This window comes from Bradyrhizobium tunisiense (assembly GCF_042263385.1).
Classification (GTDB): domain Bacteria; phylum Pseudomonadota; class Alphaproteobacteria; order Rhizobiales; family Xanthobacteraceae; genus Bradyrhizobium; species Bradyrhizobium tunisiense.
On record NZ_JBHLEV010000007.1, the window covers coordinates 180235 to 199561 of the forward strand.

Sequence of the window (19327 nt, forward strand, 5' to 3'; positions counted from 1 at the left end):
AACCCCAACGGTACCCCCTGAACAGCTCCGTTAACCCCAGCGTTTCGTGGCCCGAATCGACGGTTTGAAGACCCGCGATCCCCCGTTAAGATCGCCGGGCGCAGGGGAATCGCGATGGATGATCTCATCATCATAGGCGGCGGCGAGCATGCCTTCATGGTCTACGAAGCGGCGCTGTTGTCCGGCCAGTTCAAGGTCGTCGGCTTCCTCGATCGGCAGCCCGGAACGCTGGGCGACGTCAGTTATCTCGGAACCGACGAGGCCGCGCCAGAGTATCCGGATGCCGCCTTCGTGGTGGGAGTCGGATCGATGCAGGCGGGGCCCGCACGCCGGCAGATGATCGGCCGCATGCCGGTCAAGCGCTGGGCGTCCGTGATTCATCCGCGCGCGATCGTCTCGCCGTCAGCCACGATCGGCGCAGGCACCGTCATCATGCCGGGCGCGATCGTCAATGGACGAAGCCGCATCGGCGATCACTGCATCATCAATTCCGCTGTCGTCGTCGAGCACGACGTGCGAATCGGCGATTGCACGCACCTGTCGCCGGGAACCGTGGTCGGCGGGGGCACGACGATCGGCGAGAACTGCTTCATCGGCCTCGGCAGCCGGGTCAGGGACCACATCGCGATCGGCAACGACACGCTGGTCGCGATGGGATCGGTCGTCACGGCGCCATGCCCGCCAGGATCGGTCCTTCGCGGTGTGCCGGCCAAGCCGCAAGGCTAAAGCGGATCGTCCGGTTCGAGCGCGCGGGGCGCGGCCGTTCCGACCAGCGACCAGTAGTCGATCGGCGGCCGGCCCGCACCGGGTCGCTTGGCGGTGATGTCGGCGGGGCCGATGGTCTCGCCAGCCTTCAGCGCGCGCGCCGCAACGATGCTCTTGCGCGCCACAGGGACGTTCCTGATCTCGGAGCCCTTTGGCGTCTTCACGCCGTCACCGAGCGCACGCTCGACGTTGCGGATGGCGATGACCATGCGTTTGAAGTCGTCGGGCTCGAGCGAAGCCGCGTGATCGGGGCCTTGCGCCCCGCGGTCGAGCGTCAGGTGCTTTTCGATGATTGTCGCGCCGAGCGCGACGGAGGCCACCGAGATCTCGAAACCGTCTGTGTGATCGGAATAGCCGACCGGAAGCTGGAACGCGGACCGCATCGTGCCCATCGCCGCGAGGTTCACGTCGCCGACGGGGCAGGGATATTCGGTCGTGCAATGCAGCAGGCTCACTTGCTGTGCGAGCGTCGTGCGCGCTGCTGGATCGCGCCATGCGGCGCGGAAAGCGGCGATGCCTGGTGGGGCATCGGATTGGCTGTAGCCATGCGCGAGCACGCCCAGCGCCTCCTCGATCTCGCCGAGCGTTGCCATGCCTGTCGACAGGATCAATTTCGCGCCGGCCTTGGCGGCCGCATGCAGCAGCGGTGCATTGGTGAGATCGCCTGATCCGATCTTGATGCGCGGCAGCTTCAGCAACAGCAGGAAGGCGAGCGAAGCGTCGTCGAACGGCGTCGACAGGAATTCGATGCCGCGCCCCCTCGCACGTTCGATCAGCGTGTGATGCGCGGCCTGCGGCAACTCGAGCCGTTCCAGCATGGCAAGCTGGCTTTCGTCGGCATCCGTCGTGCGCTGCTGATAATCGGCCTTCCTTGCTGCGCTGCCAGCCAGTGCTTTCGCATTGAAGGTCTGAAATTTGACGATGTCGGCGCCGGCATCCGCGGCGGCCTCGACCAGCGCCAGCGCCTTCTCCAGGCTTCCGTCATGATTGACGCCGGCTTCTGCGATGATGAGCGTGTGCGTGGTCATGCCTGCGCCCCTCTTGGCGGAAGCTCGTAAAAGCCTTTGACCAGAAGCGGTCTGAAATCGGGGATGCCAGCGATAGTTTCAGCAAATCGGCGGCTGGATTCGCCGTCGCCGTAAGGGTTGACGGTGGCTTGACGGCCGCGCTGCAGCCCCGCGGCGATGGCGGCGGCAATGGCGCCGCGCTCGGGCGCTGCGTGAAATACAGACGTCGCGCGCTCGCGTCCCTTCTGGCGGTCGCCAATATCGACCGTGGGAACTCCGAAGGAGGGCGCTTCGAGCACGCCGCTCGAGGAATTGCCGATCACGACGTCCACCTGGTTCATCAGGCTGAGATAGCGAAGCTGCCCGAGCGAGGCGACCGCGATCGTGTTCGGCCGGCTGGCCGCGAAAGCCTCGATCCGGGCGTTCAAGGCGCGGCCCTCGGCATCGGCGTTGGCGAGCGTGAACACGAAACGAAAGGCGGGATCGAGCGTCGAGAGCGCTGCGAACAATTCGTCCAGCTCGGCCACCGAGCGTCCGGCCTCGACCGTGACGGGGTGGAATGTGATGAGCGCATTGCGTTCGCCGAGTGGCATCCCGATCGCGCCGCCTATGTCGTCGCGGTCCATCAGATCGACATGCTTGATGGCGTCAATGCCGACCGAGCCGATAGTGTGGATACGGGAGGGGTGCTCGCCGAGCTGTATCAATCGTCGCGTCGAGGCGTGATTGCTGGTGAAATGCAGGTGCGACATCTTGCTGATGGCATGGCGCGTGGATTCGTCGACCGCGCCCTCGGTAACGTCTCCACCGAACAGATGCGCCATCGGCAGCCGCATGAACATCGCGGCCTGTGCGGCTGCGAACATCTCGAAACGGTCGCCCAGCACGACGACGAGATCCGGCTGTAGCCGTGTGAAGGTATCGGCAAAGCCGATGACGCCGAGCCCGACCGATTTCGCGACGCCGGCGCCGGTGTCGCTGCTCAGCAACGTCTCGACGCGCGCGTCGACCTCGAACCCCTCGTCGCGGATTGCGTTGAAAGTGTAGCCGAACTCCGGCGCGAAGTGCATGCCGGTGGCGACGAGCTGAAGTGTCAGGCCGGGTGTTCCCCGGATGGCGCGCATCGGCCAGATCAGCAGCCCGAAATCGGCACGGCTGCCGGTGACGAAACAGATCTTTCGCGCGCCACTATTCATCGCGGGTCCTGATACTGGCGCTGCTGGGCAGGTTGATCAGCCTGCGTTCGATGGATTCGGCGGTGGAAAGGTTGCCGCGGGGGCTTTGCGCGAACATCGGCAGCTTGTGCATCAACGTCCAGGCCGGACGCGCGCCAAAGCCGGCATCGTTGAGCGCGGCAAGGACGTCGTCGCGGCGGTCAGCATTTGCTTCGTCGAGCAGGATCGCGTTCAGCCAGTAATTGCTCGTAGTGTCCTTTGGCTCGCGCGCGAAGTGGACGCCGGGAACATCCGCAAAGGCGCGCTGATAGGCTGAAGCCAACTTGCGCTTGCTCGCCAGGAAGCCGTCGAGCTGCTCGAGCTGGGCACAACCGAGTGCCGCGTTCAAGTTCGGCAGGCGGTAGTTGAAGCCGATTTCGTCGTGGATGAAGGCCCATTTGTGCGGCAGCTTCGCCGTCGTCGTCAGGTGCTTGGCGCGGCGGCCGAGCTCCTCGTCATTGGTCAGGATGGCGCCGCCGCCGCCGGTGGTGACGATCTTGTTGCCGTTGAAGCTGAGTGCCGCGAGGCGCGCCCGCGATCCGACCGCGTGGCCCTTGTAGGTCGACCCCAGCGATTCCGCGGCGTCTTCCACGAGTGCGATGTTCCATTCGTCCGCAAGGGCGGCGATCGTGTCCAGATCGACGGGGTGGCCGAAGGTGTGCATCGGCGCGATAGCCGCGATGCGGCGGCCGGTCTCCCGATTGATGGTGCCGGTCGCGGTCTTCTGCGCAATCGTATCGAGTCGCACCGCGAGCGCGCGCGCGTCCATGCCCAATGTGTCGAGCGAGCTGTCGACGAAATGCGGCGCTGCACCGCAATAGGCGATTGAATTTGTCGTCGCGATGAAGGTCAGCGCCGGCGAGATGACCTCGTCGCCGGGCTCGACGCCGGCGAGCTTGAAGCAGGCATGCAGCGCGGCCGTGCCATTGACGACGGCGACCGCGCGTCTGGCGCCGGTGACCTCCTCGAGCATGCGTTCGAACCGATCGACGAAGGGACCGACCGAGGAGACGAAGGTGCTCTTGATGCACTCTTCGAGATAAGCGATCTCGTTGCCGGCGAACACCGGCTCATGCAGGCCGAGGATGCCGTTCGGCGTTCCCACCGCGCGTCGCACGGCATCGACGATCGTCTTTTGATCGAAGCCTGACTTCGTCACGGGACCGCCCACCATCGCCTCAGACATTGTATACGTCAGCCTTGTAGCGGCCGAGGTTGATAGGATTGGTGAACCAGTTCACCGTCTCGACCATGCCGCGTCGCATGCCCTCGATGCCGCCGAATTCCGGGCTCCAGCCGAGCCGCTGGCGTGCCTTGGAATTGTCGGCCCAGAGCCGCTCGACCTCGCTATTGGCGGGACGCAGTCGCATTTCATCGGTCTCGATTTCGATCGTCGTCCCCATGACGTCGGCGATCATCTGCGCGGTAGCGCCGACCGAAATCTCGAAGCCGCTGCCGAGATTGATGGTCTGGCCCACGACTTGCTCCGCAGGCGCCGTGAGGCCCGCGATCAGCCCGCGCGCGGTGTCGGTGACGAACGAGAAATCTCGGGTCGGGCTGACGGCGCCGAGGCGGATCCTCCGCTTGCCTGTCGCGATCTGGCTGATGATCGTCGGGATCACTGCCCGCGCCGATTGCCGCGGACCAAATGTGTTGAACGGCCGGATCACCACGACGGGCATGTCGAACGAAGCCTGGAACGACAGCGCCATTTGGTCGGAGGCGATCTTTGAGGCCGAGTAGGGCGACTGCCCGACCAGTGGATGGCTCTCCTTGATCGGAACCGTCTGCGCCGTGCCGTAAACCTCGCTGGTCGAGGTCTGAACGAAGCGCCGCACACCGGCCATGCGCGCGGCCTGGAGCACGTTCACGGTGCCGCGCACATTGGTCTCGACATAGGAATCGGGCGCCACGTAGGAAAATGGGATGGCGATCAGCGCCGCCAGGTGCAGCACATCGGTGCAGCCGCTCGCGGCCGCGATCATGAAATGCGGGTCGCGGATGTCGCCAGCCACTACCTCCACCGACGTCATCACGTCGGCCGGTACCGCGTCGAGCCAGCCCCAGGAGTTGAAGGAGTTGTAGTAGACGATCGCCTTGACGCGGGCGCCAGCTCTCACGAGCTCCTCGACGACATGCGAGCCGATGAAGCCGTCGCTGCCGGTGACGAGGACGCGGGCGCCCTTCAGATCTTCCATGCCGGACCCCAAACGCGATTAATCCAGTCTTCGCAATAGGATGGCGCTATAGCACACTGGCGGTTGCGTGCAACAGACGAGTCCTCCTCCCCACCGGATGACCATCTCCGCAGGCAATTTGAGCGCAGTCCGACCGGATTAGACCCCACGTGCCGGGCCGAGGTGCTGCTTGACGAAGGATTCCAGATTGCCCCCCGAGAACAGATGTCCCGCCACGCCGGCCGCCTGCGCCGCTTTCATGTCGCTTTCCTTGTCCCCGATCACCATGCTGCCCGTCATGTCGACGGGGAAGCGTTTGGCGAGATCGGTGATCATGCCGGGCGCCGGCTTGCGTCGGTCGCTCATTCGGCAATAGCGCGCAACGGTCCCGTCGGGGTGGTCAGGGCAATATTCGAACGCATCGATATGCGCGCCGATCAGCGCCATCTCGTCCGCCATCCAGCGGTGCAGCGTGAGGACGTGGTGCTCTTCGTAGTAGCCGCGTGCGACGCCTGATTGATTGGTGATGACGAAGGCAAAATAGCCGGCGTCGTTGACGGCTTTCACGGCCTCGCGTGCCCCTTCGATCCATTCGAGCTTGTGCGTCTCGAAAGTGTATCCTGAATCGTGGTTGAGGACGCCGTCGCGATCGAAGAACACGGCCGGCCGCCGTAGCTGCTCCCGCAACTCGCGAGCAGCACGCGCGAAATCGTCGGGAATTCCGATGTCGATGAAGTACCCGCGATAGGCTGTACCGCGCAGTGTGCCGGACGCGGAAAGGCCGGGGAAGACATCCTGCTCGAGCGATGCGGGAAGTTCTACGATGTCGGCAAGGATGGATTTGTCGACGACATAGATTCCGGCATTGACCGGTCCCGTGGCGCCCGCGCCGGGAGCGATGAAATCACGCACGACGTCGCCATCGAGCACCACGCGCCCGTAGCGGTCCCCGACCACGCCGTCGCGAAGCGCCATGTGGACGCGGCCGCCATGCGCGCGCGAGATCAGATCGAGCAGGTTGAAGTCAAACAGCGAATCGCCGTTGAGCAGCAGGAACCGGTCGTGCAGCAGGTCGCGCGCATGCACAAGCGCGCCGCCGGTGCCGAGCGGCTCGATCTCGCGCGATACGAGGATCTTTGCCCGGCCCTTGCTCTTCTCGGCATAATGGCTCTCGACGATCTCGGCCTTGTGTCCGGCAAGCAGGAGAATCTCGTCGAACACGTCGTAGCGCACGAGTTCGTCGATCAGCGTGTCGAGAAACGGCCGCCCGCCAATCTCGAGCATTGGCTTAGGAACCAGCTTGGTGCGCTCACCTAGCCGTGTGCCGAGCCCTCCGACGAGGATGACGGCCTGTCTCAGCATGATGTGCTCTTTTGATGGTGTGGACGGTGATGCCTAACGCAATCTGCGACAATGCGAGGGACAATTTCAATCCCATTTCCACGATCAGCGTGAACAGGGAATGCGAACGACGATCGCCTGCCTGTTGGCAAACAGCACCGGAAACGGGCTTGCGCGAAGCGCATCGGCGATAGCGGGCGCCATCGGCTCAACAGGAGGAAAATAGCTGAGACGCTGGTCGGCCGCGAGATGTGTCCACGCGATCGTGCGGGGCGTGATGATCGCGACGAGGTTCCAGGCGTTCTCACCTGTCGCCAGGATGTTCGTGATCGTGGACTTGGCTTGCTCGGCGGGCATTTCCGGGCTTCCGGACGCGATGAGGTCAGAAGACGGCGGGGCCGCCTTCCGAACCGCTGCGGGCACGGTGCGGACAGATTTCATGATTCCGCCCAGCGCGTCGACCCTTCGCATCTGGAAGAAGGCCTCCGAATTGATCGCCCCCACCAGGGGAGCGATCAAGCTGCAGGTGCTTTCAAGCCGCTGATGTCCTTCGGTCGGCTGCAGGATCGTGCGCACCACCGATTTTGTCCGCTTCGCGACCGCTTCGTTCACGGTGTCCAGATTGGAGAACAGATAGGCGGCCGGCGCGCCCGTGATGGCCTGGACCATGCCCAATGTATACGGATCCGAGAGAAGGATGCCCTTTCGCAGGTTGCCGCGGGCCCAGCGTGCGACTTCAAGATCGTCGGCGTTGTAATGGGAAATGACCTCAGTGCGGTCCGGAAGCGCACCGTAACTGTAGCTTCTAACAATGCCTGACAGGCCGATCTTGTCTATCGCCATGCCCAACCCCACGACCCCGGCGAGACTGTAAATGTAGACCCGTCGCAACCGGGCCAGGGTCAATAGTGCGAGCGCCGTGAGCAGTACGATGCCTGCGATTTCCGTCGGTCGCAAGAATGACTGGTAGCCGGCAAAAGGCAGGTCGGTCCGCCACGCAAACGCGTAGATCAAGACCACAAGGGCGGTCGCAAGCACCGTGACCGCCGCCGCAACCATGGCCCGTCGGGATCGGGGAGGGCTGGTATCGATCAGTAACTGACAGAAAGTCTCGGTGGCCGCGATCGTCAGCAACGACAATATGATTGTGCTGATGCGATACAGGAAAGGGAAGCCCGAGAGAGCGGCCAGTATCAGGCCGCAGCCGGCAATCCAGGACCACACGAGTGTCAGGAAGCATTCGGTTTGAGGTCCGATCGCGCCAGAGGGACTACGGAGGACCGGTCGGGTCATCCACCACCATGCGACGCCCAGCGTGATGCAAATAGTGAAAAGCGGGCCCATCGCCCTGCCAAGCTCGATCATCGCGACCTGCGGCCCGGAGCCCAGGAACAGCTCTTCGCCGCCCTCGATCCGTCTGCCTAGAATTAGGCCAGTGATCGGGGAGAACGTGTCATTGGCGCTCATCGGCGGAATGTAGCCGAAGCGCATTCCTGCAACGCAGACGACAATTCCGGCAATGATCAGGGGCAGCGCGAAGGAAAGAAATCGCAGGACCGAGATGCTGGCGGATGGCCATACGGAAATCACCCGCACGATGGCAAGATAGAGAAGCCAGCAGACCAGGACTGTTGGAACGAACAGAAAGGAACCGCGATGTGCAAGCAGCAGCGTTGCTGGCCAGATGCAACCAAGAAAGAGAAGCCCTGCATATCTTCGCGTGTTACCCAGGATCCTCACCACGAGTAGCCCGGCCATGAGTAACGCAAGTACAAGCGTGTTATTGTTGAATGCGAACGCGAGCAGAAGCGTTGCACCGGCGATAGCCGTCAGCAGCAAAACAGATCGTGTCGACAGATCGTTTGCGTGCCGCTCGGCATTGTTCATCAGCACGCCGAGAAACACGACACTGCTGGCGACAGCCAGGCTACCGTTTGTCATCAGGACAATCGCGTTGCCGGTCGCGGCAAAGAAGAAGGAGATCCACTTTCGCGGGGACGTGGAATAGATGCCTTGCACGAAGGCGTAGGACGCCAACAGGAAGAACAGGATTGAGAAGAAGCGATATGTCCAGTTGAATCTCAGAAGATCCAGGCCGAGCGTTCCAGCGAGGGAGCCTGCGAGTGCCGAGCGAAGATCGACATAGGATTGGGCCGCGTAGGGATTGATGACGCCACCGTCGGCGTACTCCTGCGCGGTCTTCATCCAGTGAACATCCGCGCCGATGTCCCCGTAAGGAAAGCTCGAAAATGCGCCGAAGGACCACCACCACGTCAGGAGCGCGATCGGCACCGCCAGGATGCACCAAGTGGCCGCGGCGCGTGTCTCTCCGGGGCCGAGGCGCCAGTTGGGCCATGACCATACGAGGCCGAAGCCGGAGACGGCAAGCATTGCAGCGAGGTGAAGCCGCATATCGCTTACGAATAGCGAGAGTAGTCCGAGCAGGATGCCCGTTGTCGATGCGCCAACCGTAAATCCGAGAACGACGAGCTGAGCCCTCGTGAATCGGCACACCTCGACGAATTTCGTTGAGGCAATGGCCAGAATCGAAAACCCGGTGCCGAGCTGTATCAGGAAGAACAGGAACGTCAGGACAAATGTGGTCGTCCACATCGGGAGATCTCTACAATGGGCTTCGGCCAAGCAACCGGGAGATGGCGATCTTCAGTTTCCTTTCGATAGCTCGGCCGGGCGGCCAACGATCAGCGAGCCGAGCGTAAAAAGGTCCTCTTCGGAGAAGTCTCTGAAACATGGTGCCAGTCGTTCCAGGATATGCTGTTCCGGCGGCCGGCGGTCGGGCTGGTCGCTCAGCAGTTGAAACCCTGCCTCCCTGAACAGCTGCAGATATTCGCTGTGGCGCAAACGATTGACGTATTGGAAGCGCGACTGAAAAGGCGCCCAATCCTCCTCGGAATAGGTCAGGAAGTTGAACGAACTGATGGACGGATCGAAGCCCTTGAAATGATCGCCATAGTCGATCTGCATGAGGATCAGTCCGTCAGGACGCATGATGCGTCGCAGCTCCTTCAAGATTGCCGCGATGTCGCGCTTGGGAATGTGCTCGAGCGTTTCGACGGAGACCGCGCAGTCGATCGAGGCGGCGGGCAGGCCGGTCGTCCGGGCATCGGACGGTGCGCGATAGTCGATCCTCCACGAAGGCTCGAGATCCTCCAGGGAATTTATCTCGGGGTGGTCAGTGCCGCTCAGTCGAGAAACGATGGCGGCGTTGGAGCGGATCAGTTCCAGCTTGGCCAAGCGCTCGATGTCGACGGTGATGAAGCGCCGTGCGCCGTGGGCGCTGAAAGCCAGCGGAACGATCAGATCGCGTCCCGCGCCGAACTCGAAGCAGGTCGAATCCCGCAGCGGCCGCAAGCTGTACGTCTCGTGGACTGCCAGTAGCCGCTGGGCAAGGGTGTAGATGGATCTGACCTGCTTCTCGGGTCGTGGCAGTCGTCGTGTGACGTAGCGCTGCAGGGCATAGTGCAAGTCTTCGCCCCAGGGGATATTCGACAGCACCGAGAACGCTCGCGCCTTTGTCTGCCAGCGCACGTCAGCGGTTCCTCGGCGGAATGGACGCCGTGATTGGAGTGATGCGCACGAGCAGTCGCTGAAGCACGGTTTTGATCCAGGATAGGCCGATGTTCCGGCCTGTTTTCAAGCGGGTACCAGGTCCCGTAGCCGGATTCGGTCATACGGGAGCCGCAGGGGCATTGCAAGGATTCCAGGGCAGGGAAGTCGTGGGCGCCTGTACAGCATCATCTTGTCCGGCTGCCGCGCGTTTTCCGGCTGCCACGCGGCTGAAGAAAACCGGCTGCTCGTGAGCATGACGACGGTGCTCGTGCCGTGGCTTTCGAGCTGCGCGATGCGACGCCGTTCCCGGTTGATTCTCCTGTCGGCTCAGCGTAAACAAGCCTGAAATCGCGTCGACGTTTTAGCATGCGGGCAAGAACATCGCGTATGATTTGTCCAGAGCCGCCGGCCGGTTCGGTCCATGCCGATCCCTTGCTCTCCCGCCGAGTCCTGTCGCATGCCCGGTGAATTGCTGATTGGCGAGGCCGTCGCAAGGGGCTATCCGCCCGCCGTGCTATACCTGCGCAACGACGAGATCGTCACGACGGAAATCTGCGCCTTCAACTACTTCTCGGTTTTCATGAAGGATCATCCGGAGGTGGATGCTCATGTCTGGCTCTTCGACGGGGCGGGCAAGCCGGCCGGATATTTCCACAGGGAACTCGGCGTCAACGGACAATTGCAATTGCAGACGTCGGAGCTGTGTCCACGCGTTTCGGGAACGGTCGCGATGACGCTGGTCCCGAAGCACGAGACCAAGCTTCGTCCCGGACGGAAGGTGACGACCGGCTATTACGCACAATATTTCTCGCAGCACGGCGCGATAACGCTGTCGCACGAGCGCGAACCGGTCGCCGCAGCGCCGTTCCCGACCTCCGCCTGGATGCAATCCTATCTTACGCGGTTCTTGAAGGAGTCCGGCGTGGTGCTCGTGAACTCCTGCATCGCATCCGAGGGCGTCTCGGTCGGGACGGCCAGGCTCGTGGCCCTGGACGGCACCGAATTGGGTCAGCGTGCGCTGCCTGAGATCGCACCGATGGGCGCCGTTCGCATCGGCACGCTGGACCTTTTCCCCGAGGCTGAAGGGCTGATCGGCGCGGCCGAAGGTTTCGCCCTGGAGTTCAAGGGAACCAACATCGCCAGTCCGTTCAGCTATTATGAATTTGCCAACGGCAAGTTCAGCCTGCATCATTTTTAAGGGCGCATTCGTGACACGTTTCTCGTCCAGTCCCTGGAAGCCCTACGAGCCCAGATTCATGTTTCCGACTTTCGCGGGTGTCGAGTCGCGCATGGGTTTCTCGATCCCTGCTTGGTACCGTCCGGTCGACGTCAGGTATCTTCGTAGCCTCGTCGCCGGTAGCCTGCGCAAGAATCTTCGTGAAACGGTGAAGGATCTCGTGCCCGAGCTCGCCAGTCTGGTCGCCTCGGGCTTCAGCAAGAAGCTCCGGTTCAGGCTACACATCCTGTCGCGTGATGGCGAGTACCGGGCGACCTACGCGTTTCCGGAAAGCTACGCGCCTGGCGCCTCCGTGGAGATCGAGCTGTCGCGCCTGTTCGCCTCGCTCAAGCTGCCGCAGGACGATTATCTGGTCATTGCCGTGATGTCGCGCGGTCGCATGGACGGCTTCCGATCCTCGCCTGCCAGCTATTCGATGACCTATGTCGATCGGGACAACGTCGCGATCTACCGCACCGGCGCGTTTGCCCGCCCCTTGAACGAGGGCAGGCTCAAGGCGCATGTCGGGTTCACCGGAATTAATCCGAAGATCATTGCGACCAGTGACATCGTCAGCAGCGTGATGCTGATCAATCACTCCTCTGATCCCGAATATGCTCATTCGGCGCGGCCGACCTCGAAGCTGATCCGCGAGGATGGCGAGCAGATCGAGGGCGATTTCGGCGAAATTCCGCCGCTCGGTGCGCGCGAGATGTCGGTCGTCGACATGTTCGGCAGTCGCGTGTTCGATTTTCTCAAGCCGTTCGGCGGTCGCGGGACCACGGTTACCACTTGCGTCGGAATGACACTCGCCAGCCTGCACTTGCAGCGCACGAACGATAATCGGCGGACGTTGCTGGGCATCGAGCACTCGCGTCCGGCGCACATGAATCTCGCCGGTATTCTGCAGCATTAGCTGGACGGGCCAATTTTCGGGGCGAGGGTGATGCTGTCATCAAGTGGCGCACTTGGACGATTTTGGACTTCTGAGGCGGTCGTGAAGACACCATCTCTCGGCCTGGTACTCGGGTTCTGGATTGTCTCGAACATTCTGGTCATTGCCTGGTACTGGGTAAATATATCCGACAGGTATCTCCCGGGTCTGCTGCGGTATGCCGGAATAGCCTTCTACGTGGCCGTCGCACTCGTTCCGCTGCTGCTCCTGTTCAAGGTGAGAAGAAGCTTCTTCAATCCGGTCACGCTGGGACTGCTCGTCAGTTGCTGCCTTGCGCTGTCCATCACTGCACACGAAGCCAACTTGCTTCGCGAGCAACTGCAGTTCAGTCTCGATCGCGAGCGCGAGTTTGCCCATACTGACGCTGTCGAGGGCGTCATGCGGCCGTTGTTCGCCAAGATTACCGAGGCCTACGTCCAGATACTCGGCGACGATCGCACGCACGGGGGCTCGACCTTCTACACCCATATCGTCGCCAACTACCTGTTCGATTCCCTGTCGTTCCTCGCCGTATTTGCGTTGGCGACGCTGCTTCTCTCGCCGACTGCGACATGGCTCTGCCTGCTCACCTTTGCGTTCTACACGCAGATCGCGATCTATCCGGGGCGCATGGGTCCCGTGTTCATCGCGGGCGGGTTGTTATGGCAGCTCTTTCTGCTGACGTCGCGGCGATATCCCGCCGCGATCATTTCAGGACTGATCATCAGCTTCGGGCGGACCGACGTCGTGTTCGCTTCAGCGTTCTCGCTTCTGAGCCTTGCAGCTTTCGAGCGGCGATGGCCGACCCTGAAGGAATGGGCTGTGTTCGGGCTGCTGATCGGTATCTCACTGGCCGTGCCGAAGGCGCTGATCTGGATGCATCCCGGAACGGACTACAAATCGTTCCTGGTCACGAATGGCGACTTCAGCAAGCTGGTTGGAAATCTGCAGACCATGAAACTCGTGGTCGCGATCGCAAGTCCCGTACTCGCGATCGCGATCGTGAGGACGCTTGCGTTGACCCGAACGATCGCCGTGGTCGGTTCGGCGTGTCTGGTTCATGTCGGGCTCGTCTTTTTCATCGCGGATTTTTCCGAGACGCGGCTCATCATCCCTGGACTGGCGGGGCTCGTGTTCGTGGCGAGTGAAGGACTTGGGAAATTGCTGGAAGGCAAGAATGACGGGAAAGCCGACAGCGGCTGAGGCTGGGGCTGCTTGAGGATCAGCGCGAGGAGGTGGCGCGCGGCCTCGCCGTCCGCATGCGAGCTCTGCGTGCTGCTACCAGACGCTCCGCCCACCATCCATGACCAGATTCTGTCCCGTCATGTAGCTCGATGCGTCCGAGCAGAGGAACTGCACAGCCGCGCGGTATTCGTCGACATCGGCCATGCGGCCCATGGGGATCAGGCGCGTCAGTCGTTCGACGAAAGCCGGATCCTGGTTGTTGAAGACGCCACCCGGCGAGATCGCGTTGACGCGCACGCCATGATCGGCCCAGTAGGTCGCCAGATATTTCGTCAGGCCGATCAGGCCGTGCTTGATCACCGAATAAGTCACCGGCTTCACCGGCTGTTCTTCTTCGCGCGTCACCTGCGGCTGACGGTACAGCCGCTGGTCCGGTGCAATCACGCCGAGATCGGAGGCGATGTTGAGGATCGCGCCGCGACGGCGTTTGGCCATCTCGCCGCCGAACACCTGCGCACACAGCATCGCACCGGTCAGGCCAACGGCGATTTCGGTCTGCCATTGCGGCACCGGGAACGCCTCGAAGCGCGAGGAGTGCATGATTCCCGGGCTCGACGTCACCTTCGGGTCGATCGCGGCGTTGTTGACGAGGATGTCGACCTTGATGCCACGGCCGGCAAGCTGATCGTTTGCGGCGCGCACCGATTCGAGCGAGGTGACGTCGATCTCGAGCGCGATCAGATCGGCTGAAGGCGCAGACTGCTTCAGCGCCGCGACTGCAGCTTCGGCCTGCGCCAGTTTGACGTCGGTGACGACCACGCGCGCGCCGGCTTCGCTGAGCGCTGCGACGTGCTGCCTGCCCAACAGGCCGCCGGCGCCGGTCACGAGCGCGGTCCGTCCGGTCAGGTCGTAGCGGGAGGAGGGGTTTGCCATCGAAGGCTCCTGTTCAGCTTCTGAGCTGGCCGCCATCGGCTACCATCACGCTGCCGGTGATGAAGGCGGCGCGGGGCGAAGCAAGGAAGGCGACGATATCGGCGATCTCCTCGGGCGTGCCGAGCCGGCGCAGCGCCACCTCGCGCTGGAGCATGTCATCGACCGCCTGCTTGTTTTCGGCGATCTTGCGCGCCCAGGTGCCGTCCGCAGCCAGGATATTTCCGGGGGCGACCGCATTGAGGCGGATACCATCGAGCGCGAGCGGCCGCGCCAGGCCACGCACGGTCGCATTCAGCGCGGCTTTGGCGGCATAGTAGGTGACGGGTGCACCAAGCGCCGCCATCCCTGCGATCGAGGAGATGCAGACGATGGCCCGGTCGCCGCTGCCTTGGCCCATCAGCGGCCGCGCCGCTTCGATCATGTTGGTCGCAGCGAACAGATTCAGGTCGATGATCCGCGACCATTCCGCCGCAGTTTCCATGCCCGGCGGGACGGAGGCGCCGCTGCCGACATTGCAGACCAGGATATCGAGCCGACCCCATTGCTTGTCGACGCTTTCGACCAGTGCTTTCGCCGCGGCCGGATCGGTTACGTCTGCGATGTGGGCAGACGCGTTGATGCCGATCGTTGCGCGCGCAGCGTTCACCGCGTCGGCGCCACGCGCCGCGAGCGCGACATTGGCACCTTCCGCCGCGAGCGTCCTCGCGATCGCAAGTCCGATGCCGCGGCTGGCGCCGGTGACGAGCGCAACGCGATCGTTCAGCTCGAGCCTCATCGCGCTGCGTCCTCGATCCAGCCGACCGTCATGTCGCGATATCGTGCCAGCGCGCCGGCATGGTCGCCGTCGGATGCCCGGGCCGTCTGCAGGATGTATTGGCCCTTGTAGCCGGAGCGCTCGATCAGCCGGATCGTCTTGGCAAGGTCCGCATTGCCGGTGCCGAGCGGCACGGTGGTGCCGCCGCGGATGCGGTCCTTCACGTGTACATTGAGAATGCGGCGTGCATAGGCGGCGATCTCCTCGTCGCTGTCGTAGCCGAGCGAGGCGCTGTTGCCGCTGTCGTAATTGATGCCGAAGGTCTCGGCCGGAAATGCCTCCACGAACCGGGCAAGCTCGTCCGGCGGCAGATCGGATTCGAAGACGATTTTGACGTTTCGTCTCGCCAGCAGCTCGGAGCGGGCAAGCAGCACGCGCTTCAGCGTATCGCTCTCGCTCTTGCGCTCGATCTTGCCGTTGTCGACCAGCGGGATCACGACGAACTCGATGCCAACGCGGCTACAGGCGGCGATCAGGAGATCGAGGTCGGCGACGAGCGCGTCGCGCACGACGGCATCGACCTTCCAGAACGGCGCCTGCATGAAGCAGTCGCCGGTCAGGCTCGGGATGCGCACGCCGTTCTCGCGCGACAAGGCCAGAATCTCCTGCTGCCCCGGCTCGGTCGCCAGCGGGTTCTCGCGCAACCGTTCCTGATCGATGGTCCATTCCATCCGCGTCAGGCCGAGCGCCTTCGCGCGAGCGAATTCCTCCCGCCACTCGTCCCAGGGGAATGCCTGGATCTTGCCGTCGACCAGAGCCGAGAGCCGTCCCTGCATGAAGCCGATGCGTTGCAGCGTTGCGGTCACGATTTGGTATCCGAGCTGATGGCGAGACCTTTGGCGATCCAGCCGCCGTCGACGAAGATCTCCTGGCCGGTCACATAGGCGGAGGCGTCCGATGCCAGGAAGATCGCCGCTCCCACCATGTCGGCGGGCTGTCCCCACCGGCCGAGCATGGTGTGGCGTCGCCTGTCTTCGTGCATGACCGGATCGGCAAAACTCTTCGCGGTCATCTCTGTCGCGACGTAGCCCGGCGCAAGCGCGTTGACGCGGATGCCGTCGGGCGCGTAGTCGGCGGCGAGCGCGCGCGTCAGCCCCGCAAGACCCGCCTTCGCCGCCACGTAGCCGGGGTTGCCGGGAAAGCCCCGGATCGAATTGATGCTGGTGACGTTAACGATCGCAGCCGAGCCCGCCTTCTTCAAGAGCGGATACGCGGCGAGGATGGTGGCGTAGACGCCGGTGAGATCGGTCGCGACCGTGTCGCGAAAGCGCGCAAGCTCGCTTTCATCGCCTTGTGCGGGGAGGCTGATGCCGGCGGCGTTGACCAGCGTGTCGATATGCCTGCCTTGCGCCGCGATCATGCCGAATGCGTTTTCGATCGCCTTGTCGTCGGAGAGGTCGCAGGCAATCGGGGTCACGTCCTGCGGCGCGGTCCCGGAGCGGCTGAGGCCGAACACCATGGCGCCCGCGTCTTGCAGGCCGGTCGCAATGGCCGCGCCAATCCCCCGCGAGGCGCCGGTGACTACCGCGATCTTGCCTTTGAGCGAGAAGGCGCTGAGGTCAGGCATAGCCGTAACTTCGCATGATGGCGGCGCAAAGCTTGACGTCCTCGGGGCGGTCGATCTGGAACATCTTGTGACGCTCCATCATATGGAAGCCGATCTTGCCGCCGAGACGATTGTTCTGCTCGCGCAGGAGGGATGGGATCAGGACGTAGAACGAGCCGTTCTCCAAATAGCGCTTCTCGATCTGCTGCCGCATGCGGCGATTGCGAAAATCGTAGTTGATCGGCTCCGGTCCGTTTTGGCCGATCCGCCAGTTGAAATAATCCTCGACCTCGCAGACCGAGAGCAGGCTGTCGAGATGGTCGCGATCGAAGGCCGCAAGCGCGCTCTCGATGTCGCCGGGTTCGCGGATCGGCGAGGTGGCCTGGAGTGCGACGATCCGCTCGAACCGTCCCATCCGCTCGTCGATCGCATCGAGCGCATGTAGCCAAGCGGATTCGGAGGAGGCGAGGTCGCCCGAAATGTCGTCCGGACGCCGCACGCCGACGGCGCCGGCGGCCTCGGCCGCGGCGAGAATCTGATCGCTGTCCGAAGACACGGCCACCACATCGACGCCGCGGGCGGCGCGCGCCTGCTCGACCGTCCACGCGATCAGCGGTTTGCCACAGAGATCGAGCAGGTTCTTGTGCGGGATGCCCTTGGAGCCGCCGCGCGCGGCGATCACGGCCAGCGTCTTGCGCGCCATCAGATGTGCCCCTCGAGACGCTCGAGCGCGGTCCAGAAGCCTTCGCCCATGTTCTTGTGGCCCTGCCAAATCTCGGGAATGAACGACGCCGTCGGCGCATGCCGGCGGAGCACCTGTCCGATCTCGTTGAAATCGATCTCGCCTTCGCCGATCTGAAGTCCTTCGCCGTCGAGTCCCTTGGCGTCGCCGAAATGCAGATGCGCGGTGTGCGGGCCGAGCTGGGCGAGCCCTTGCGCGAGATCGAAGCCGAAATGATTGGCAGCTAGCTTCGTGTGGGAGATATCGACGCACATCCGCAAATCGTGCTTGGCGCAGAACGCGGCCGATTCCTCCGGGAAGATGAAGATGTTCTGGTGGCGCTGACCGCCGAAATGCCAGGGGAACGGCGCCATGGTCTGCGGCGTCAGCTCGACGCCGTCCATGTCGAGCTCGGTCAAGCTCTGCGCGAAGATGCGGTAGCGCTCGGCTTTCTCCTCCGGCGGCAGCGGCTCGTCCATGGTGAAGCCGCCGATATTGGCGACGATGGGCGGGCGCTTGGTCTTGGGAAAGTACTTCTTCAGGCCGCGGGTAATGTCGATCACGGCCTGTGTCTGCTCCAGCGAATAGCGCCGCAGGGCCTCGTCCGGCGTTGCGAGGTCCATCAGCTTGGAGCCGGCAAACAGCTCCGGCGCATGCACGACGAAGCCGAGATCGTAGGTGCCGGACAGATACGCTGCGGGATCGCGCTCCATGTCGCTGTAGCTGAGATGGAACTCGATGATGTCGGGCTCGCAGATCTCCAGGAAGCGCTCGGTGTCGTGATAGCGGACCGGCACACCCCAGGGGCGGTCGAAGCGGTATCGCCGTGCTTTCGCGGTGCCTTCATCGAGATCGCTCTGGAAGAAATAGTCGTCGGCCCCCATGCTCCGCGCCAGCTTGCGGCCGAGCAGCGCCGGCATCTTCAGCGGCGAGAGCCCCTGTCCCGGGCTCTTCACCGCGATGTCGGCTTCGGAGATCACGGTGCCGGCCGAAAGATCGCGCGCGGCCACCAGGCTCTTGGCGAGGTTCTCGCGGTTGATCAACTCGCCCTGGCTCAGCGCGCGCTCGGCCAGTTTCTCGCCGCGCGCCGCCTCCACCTCGCGGATGCCGGAGACCAGCGATCTGAATTCCTCCGGCTCCAGGCTCGCGGCATGGTCCGGGCCTTCCATCTCCCGGTCGAGGGTGATGTGGCGTTCGATGACGACGGCGCCGAGCGCGACGGCGGCCGTTGAAACGGCAATGCCGCGCTCGTGGCCCGAATAGCCGACGACCGGATGGATCTCGCGCAACGTTTCCATGAAGCGGAGATGGATGTTGTGGAGCGCGGCCGGATAGGTGCTTTGGCAATGCAGGAGCACGTAGCTAGCGTTGCGGTCGTCGAGGAACTTCGCCGCGGCCTTGATCTCGTCCGTCGTGCTCATGCCGGTCGAGACGATCAGCGTCTTGCCGGTGGCGGCGAGGCGCGCGAGCAGCGGCAGGTTGGTAAGGTCGGCGGAGGCTACCTTGTAGGCTTGCACGCCGAAGCCTTCGAGCACGGCGACGCTGCTCGCGTCCCAGGGCGTGCAGAGATACTGGATGCCCTTCGCCGCGCAGTACTCGGCGATTTTCTTTTGCTGCGCGGTCGGAAGCTCGAAACGGCGCAACAGGTCGAGCGTATACTCGACTGCGAGGTCGTCGTCCTTGCCCGAGAGGCTCGACGCACGGTAGACCTCGTCCAGCTTCCGCATCTGGAACTTGGCGCAATCGGCCCCGGCCGTGACCGCGGCATCGACCAGGGCAATGGCGCGATCGAAGTCGCCATTGTGGTTGTTGCCGATCTCGGCAATGACGTAGCAGGGTTCGCCGTTGCCCAGAAGATGGTTGCCGATGCGGACCTGAGAGGGCTGTTTGGGCGATGTCATCAA

Annotated in this window: 17 protein-coding genes; 4 read left to right on the forward strand and 13 right to left on the reverse strand. The window is 63.2% G+C overall.

All coding sequences use genetic code 11. From position 1 onward, the window contains the following. The first annotated feature begins 114 nt into the window (after nt 1-114). Nucleotides 115-726, forward strand: a complete 612-nt coding sequence (locus ACFDR6_RS27265; protein ID WP_317243262.1) for an acetyltransferase — start codon at nt 115-117, stop codon at nt 724-726. Here the strand turns inward: ACFDR6_RS27265 and neuB are convergent. The 7 genes from neuB to ACFDR6_RS27300 form a co-directional block, all read right to left on the reverse strand. Continuing rightward, nucleotides 723-1793 carry an N-acetylneuraminate synthase gene (gene neuB, locus ACFDR6_RS27270; protein ID WP_317243263.1) on the reverse strand — a complete coding sequence of 357 codons (1071 nt, stop codon included), beginning with the start codon at nt 1791-1793 and terminating at the stop codon, nt 723-725. The genes ACFDR6_RS27265 and neuB overlap by 4 nt on opposite strands. After that, nucleotides 1790-2968, reverse strand: coding sequence for a UDP-N-acetylglucosamine 2-epimerase (gene neuC, locus ACFDR6_RS27275; RefSeq protein ID WP_375860160.1), 1179 nt, complete (start codon nt 2966-2968; stop codon nt 1790-1792). Before neuC ends, neuB begins: the two co-directional genes overlap by 4 nt. Then, the gene (locus tag ACFDR6_RS27280; protein ID WP_375860161.1) at nt 2961-4172 is read right to left on the reverse strand and encodes a LegC family aminotransferase; all 1212 of its coding nucleotides are present in this window, start codon (nt 4170-4172) and stop codon (nt 2961-2963) included. Before ACFDR6_RS27280 ends, neuC begins: the two co-directional genes overlap by 8 nt. Further along, complete coding sequence (locus ACFDR6_RS27285) at nt 4165-5184, reverse strand: NAD-dependent 4,6-dehydratase LegB (RefSeq protein ID WP_375860162.1); 1020 nt, start codon at nt 5182-5184, stop codon at nt 4165-4167. The genes ACFDR6_RS27280 and ACFDR6_RS27285 overlap by 8 nt, the downstream gene beginning before the upstream one ends. Before the next feature lie 138 nt (nt 5185-5322). Then, nucleotides 5323-6525: an HAD-IIIA family hydrolase gene (locus ACFDR6_RS27290; RefSeq protein WP_375860164.1), complete on the reverse strand. Its 1203-nt coding sequence runs from the start codon at nt 6523-6525 to the stop codon at nt 5323-5325. Nucleotides 6526-6609: 84 nt separating this feature from the next. Next, nucleotides 6610-9117, reverse strand: coding sequence for a hypothetical protein (locus tag ACFDR6_RS27295; RefSeq protein ID WP_375860166.1), 2508 nt, complete (start codon nt 9115-9117; stop codon nt 6610-6612). A gap of 51 nt (nt 9118-9168) precedes the next feature. Further along, complete coding sequence (locus ACFDR6_RS27300; protein ID WP_375860168.1) at nt 9169-10053, reverse strand: class I SAM-dependent methyltransferase; 885 nt, start codon at nt 10051-10053, stop codon at nt 9169-9171. Nucleotides 10054-10531: 478 nt separating this feature from the next. On the opposite strand from ACFDR6_RS27300, the gene ACFDR6_RS27305 reads away from it, so the two are divergent. From ACFDR6_RS27305 to ACFDR6_RS27315, 3 genes are all read left to right on the forward strand, one after another. Next, nucleotides 10532-11272: a hypothetical protein gene (locus ACFDR6_RS27305; protein ID WP_375860169.1), complete on the forward strand. Its 741-nt coding sequence runs from the start codon at nt 10532-10534 to the stop codon at nt 11270-11272. Between the two features lie 91 nt (nt 11273-11363). Next, the gene (locus ACFDR6_RS27310; protein ID WP_375860170.1) at nt 11364-12206 is read left to right on the forward strand and encodes a hypothetical protein; all 843 of its coding nucleotides are present in this window, start codon (nt 11364-11366) and stop codon (nt 12204-12206) included. Between the two features lie 81 nt (nt 12207-12287). Next, the gene (locus tag ACFDR6_RS27315; RefSeq protein WP_317243271.1) at nt 12288-13427 is read left to right on the forward strand and encodes a hypothetical protein; all 1140 of its coding nucleotides are present in this window, start codon (nt 12288-12290) and stop codon (nt 13425-13427) included. 75 nt (nt 13428-13502) lie between these two features. Here the strand turns inward: ACFDR6_RS27315 and ACFDR6_RS27320 are convergent, their stop codons facing one another. The 6 genes from ACFDR6_RS27320 to ACFDR6_RS27345 are packed head-to-tail and all read right to left on the reverse strand — an operon-like array spanning nt 13503 to nt 19324. Then, nucleotides 13503-14342: an SDR family oxidoreductase gene (locus tag ACFDR6_RS27320; protein WP_375860171.1), complete on the reverse strand. Its 840-nt coding sequence runs from the start codon at nt 14340-14342 to the stop codon at nt 13503-13505. Nucleotides 14343-14355: 13 nt separating this feature from the next. Further along, nucleotides 14356-15117, reverse strand: a complete 762-nt coding sequence (locus ACFDR6_RS27325) for an SDR family NAD(P)-dependent oxidoreductase (protein ID WP_375860172.1) — start codon at nt 15115-15117, stop codon at nt 14356-14358. After that, entirely contained in the window at nt 15114-15962 is an 849-nt protein-coding gene (locus tag ACFDR6_RS27330) for a sugar phosphate isomerase/epimerase family protein (RefSeq protein WP_375860174.1), read from the reverse strand. Before ACFDR6_RS27330 ends, ACFDR6_RS27325 begins: the two co-directional genes overlap by 4 nt. Then, nucleotides 15959-16723, reverse strand: a complete 765-nt coding sequence (locus ACFDR6_RS27335) for an SDR family oxidoreductase (RefSeq protein WP_317243275.1) — start codon at nt 16721-16723, stop codon at nt 15959-15961. Before ACFDR6_RS27335 ends, ACFDR6_RS27330 begins: the two co-directional genes overlap by 4 nt. After that, nucleotides 16716-17405 (reverse strand): acylneuraminate cytidylyltransferase family protein, encoded by a 690-nt coding sequence (locus tag ACFDR6_RS27340; protein ID WP_317243276.1) that lies wholly within the window; start codon nt 17403-17405, stop codon nt 16716-16718. Before ACFDR6_RS27340 ends, ACFDR6_RS27335 begins: the two co-directional genes overlap by 8 nt. Continuing rightward, nucleotides 17405-19324 carry an N-acetylneuraminate synthase family protein gene (locus ACFDR6_RS27345; RefSeq protein WP_317243277.1) on the reverse strand — a complete coding sequence of 640 codons (1920 nt, stop codon included), beginning with the start codon at nt 19322-19324 and terminating at the stop codon, nt 17405-17407. The genes ACFDR6_RS27340 and ACFDR6_RS27345 overlap by 1 nt, the downstream gene beginning before the upstream one ends. Nucleotides 19325-19327 lie beyond the last annotated feature (3 nt).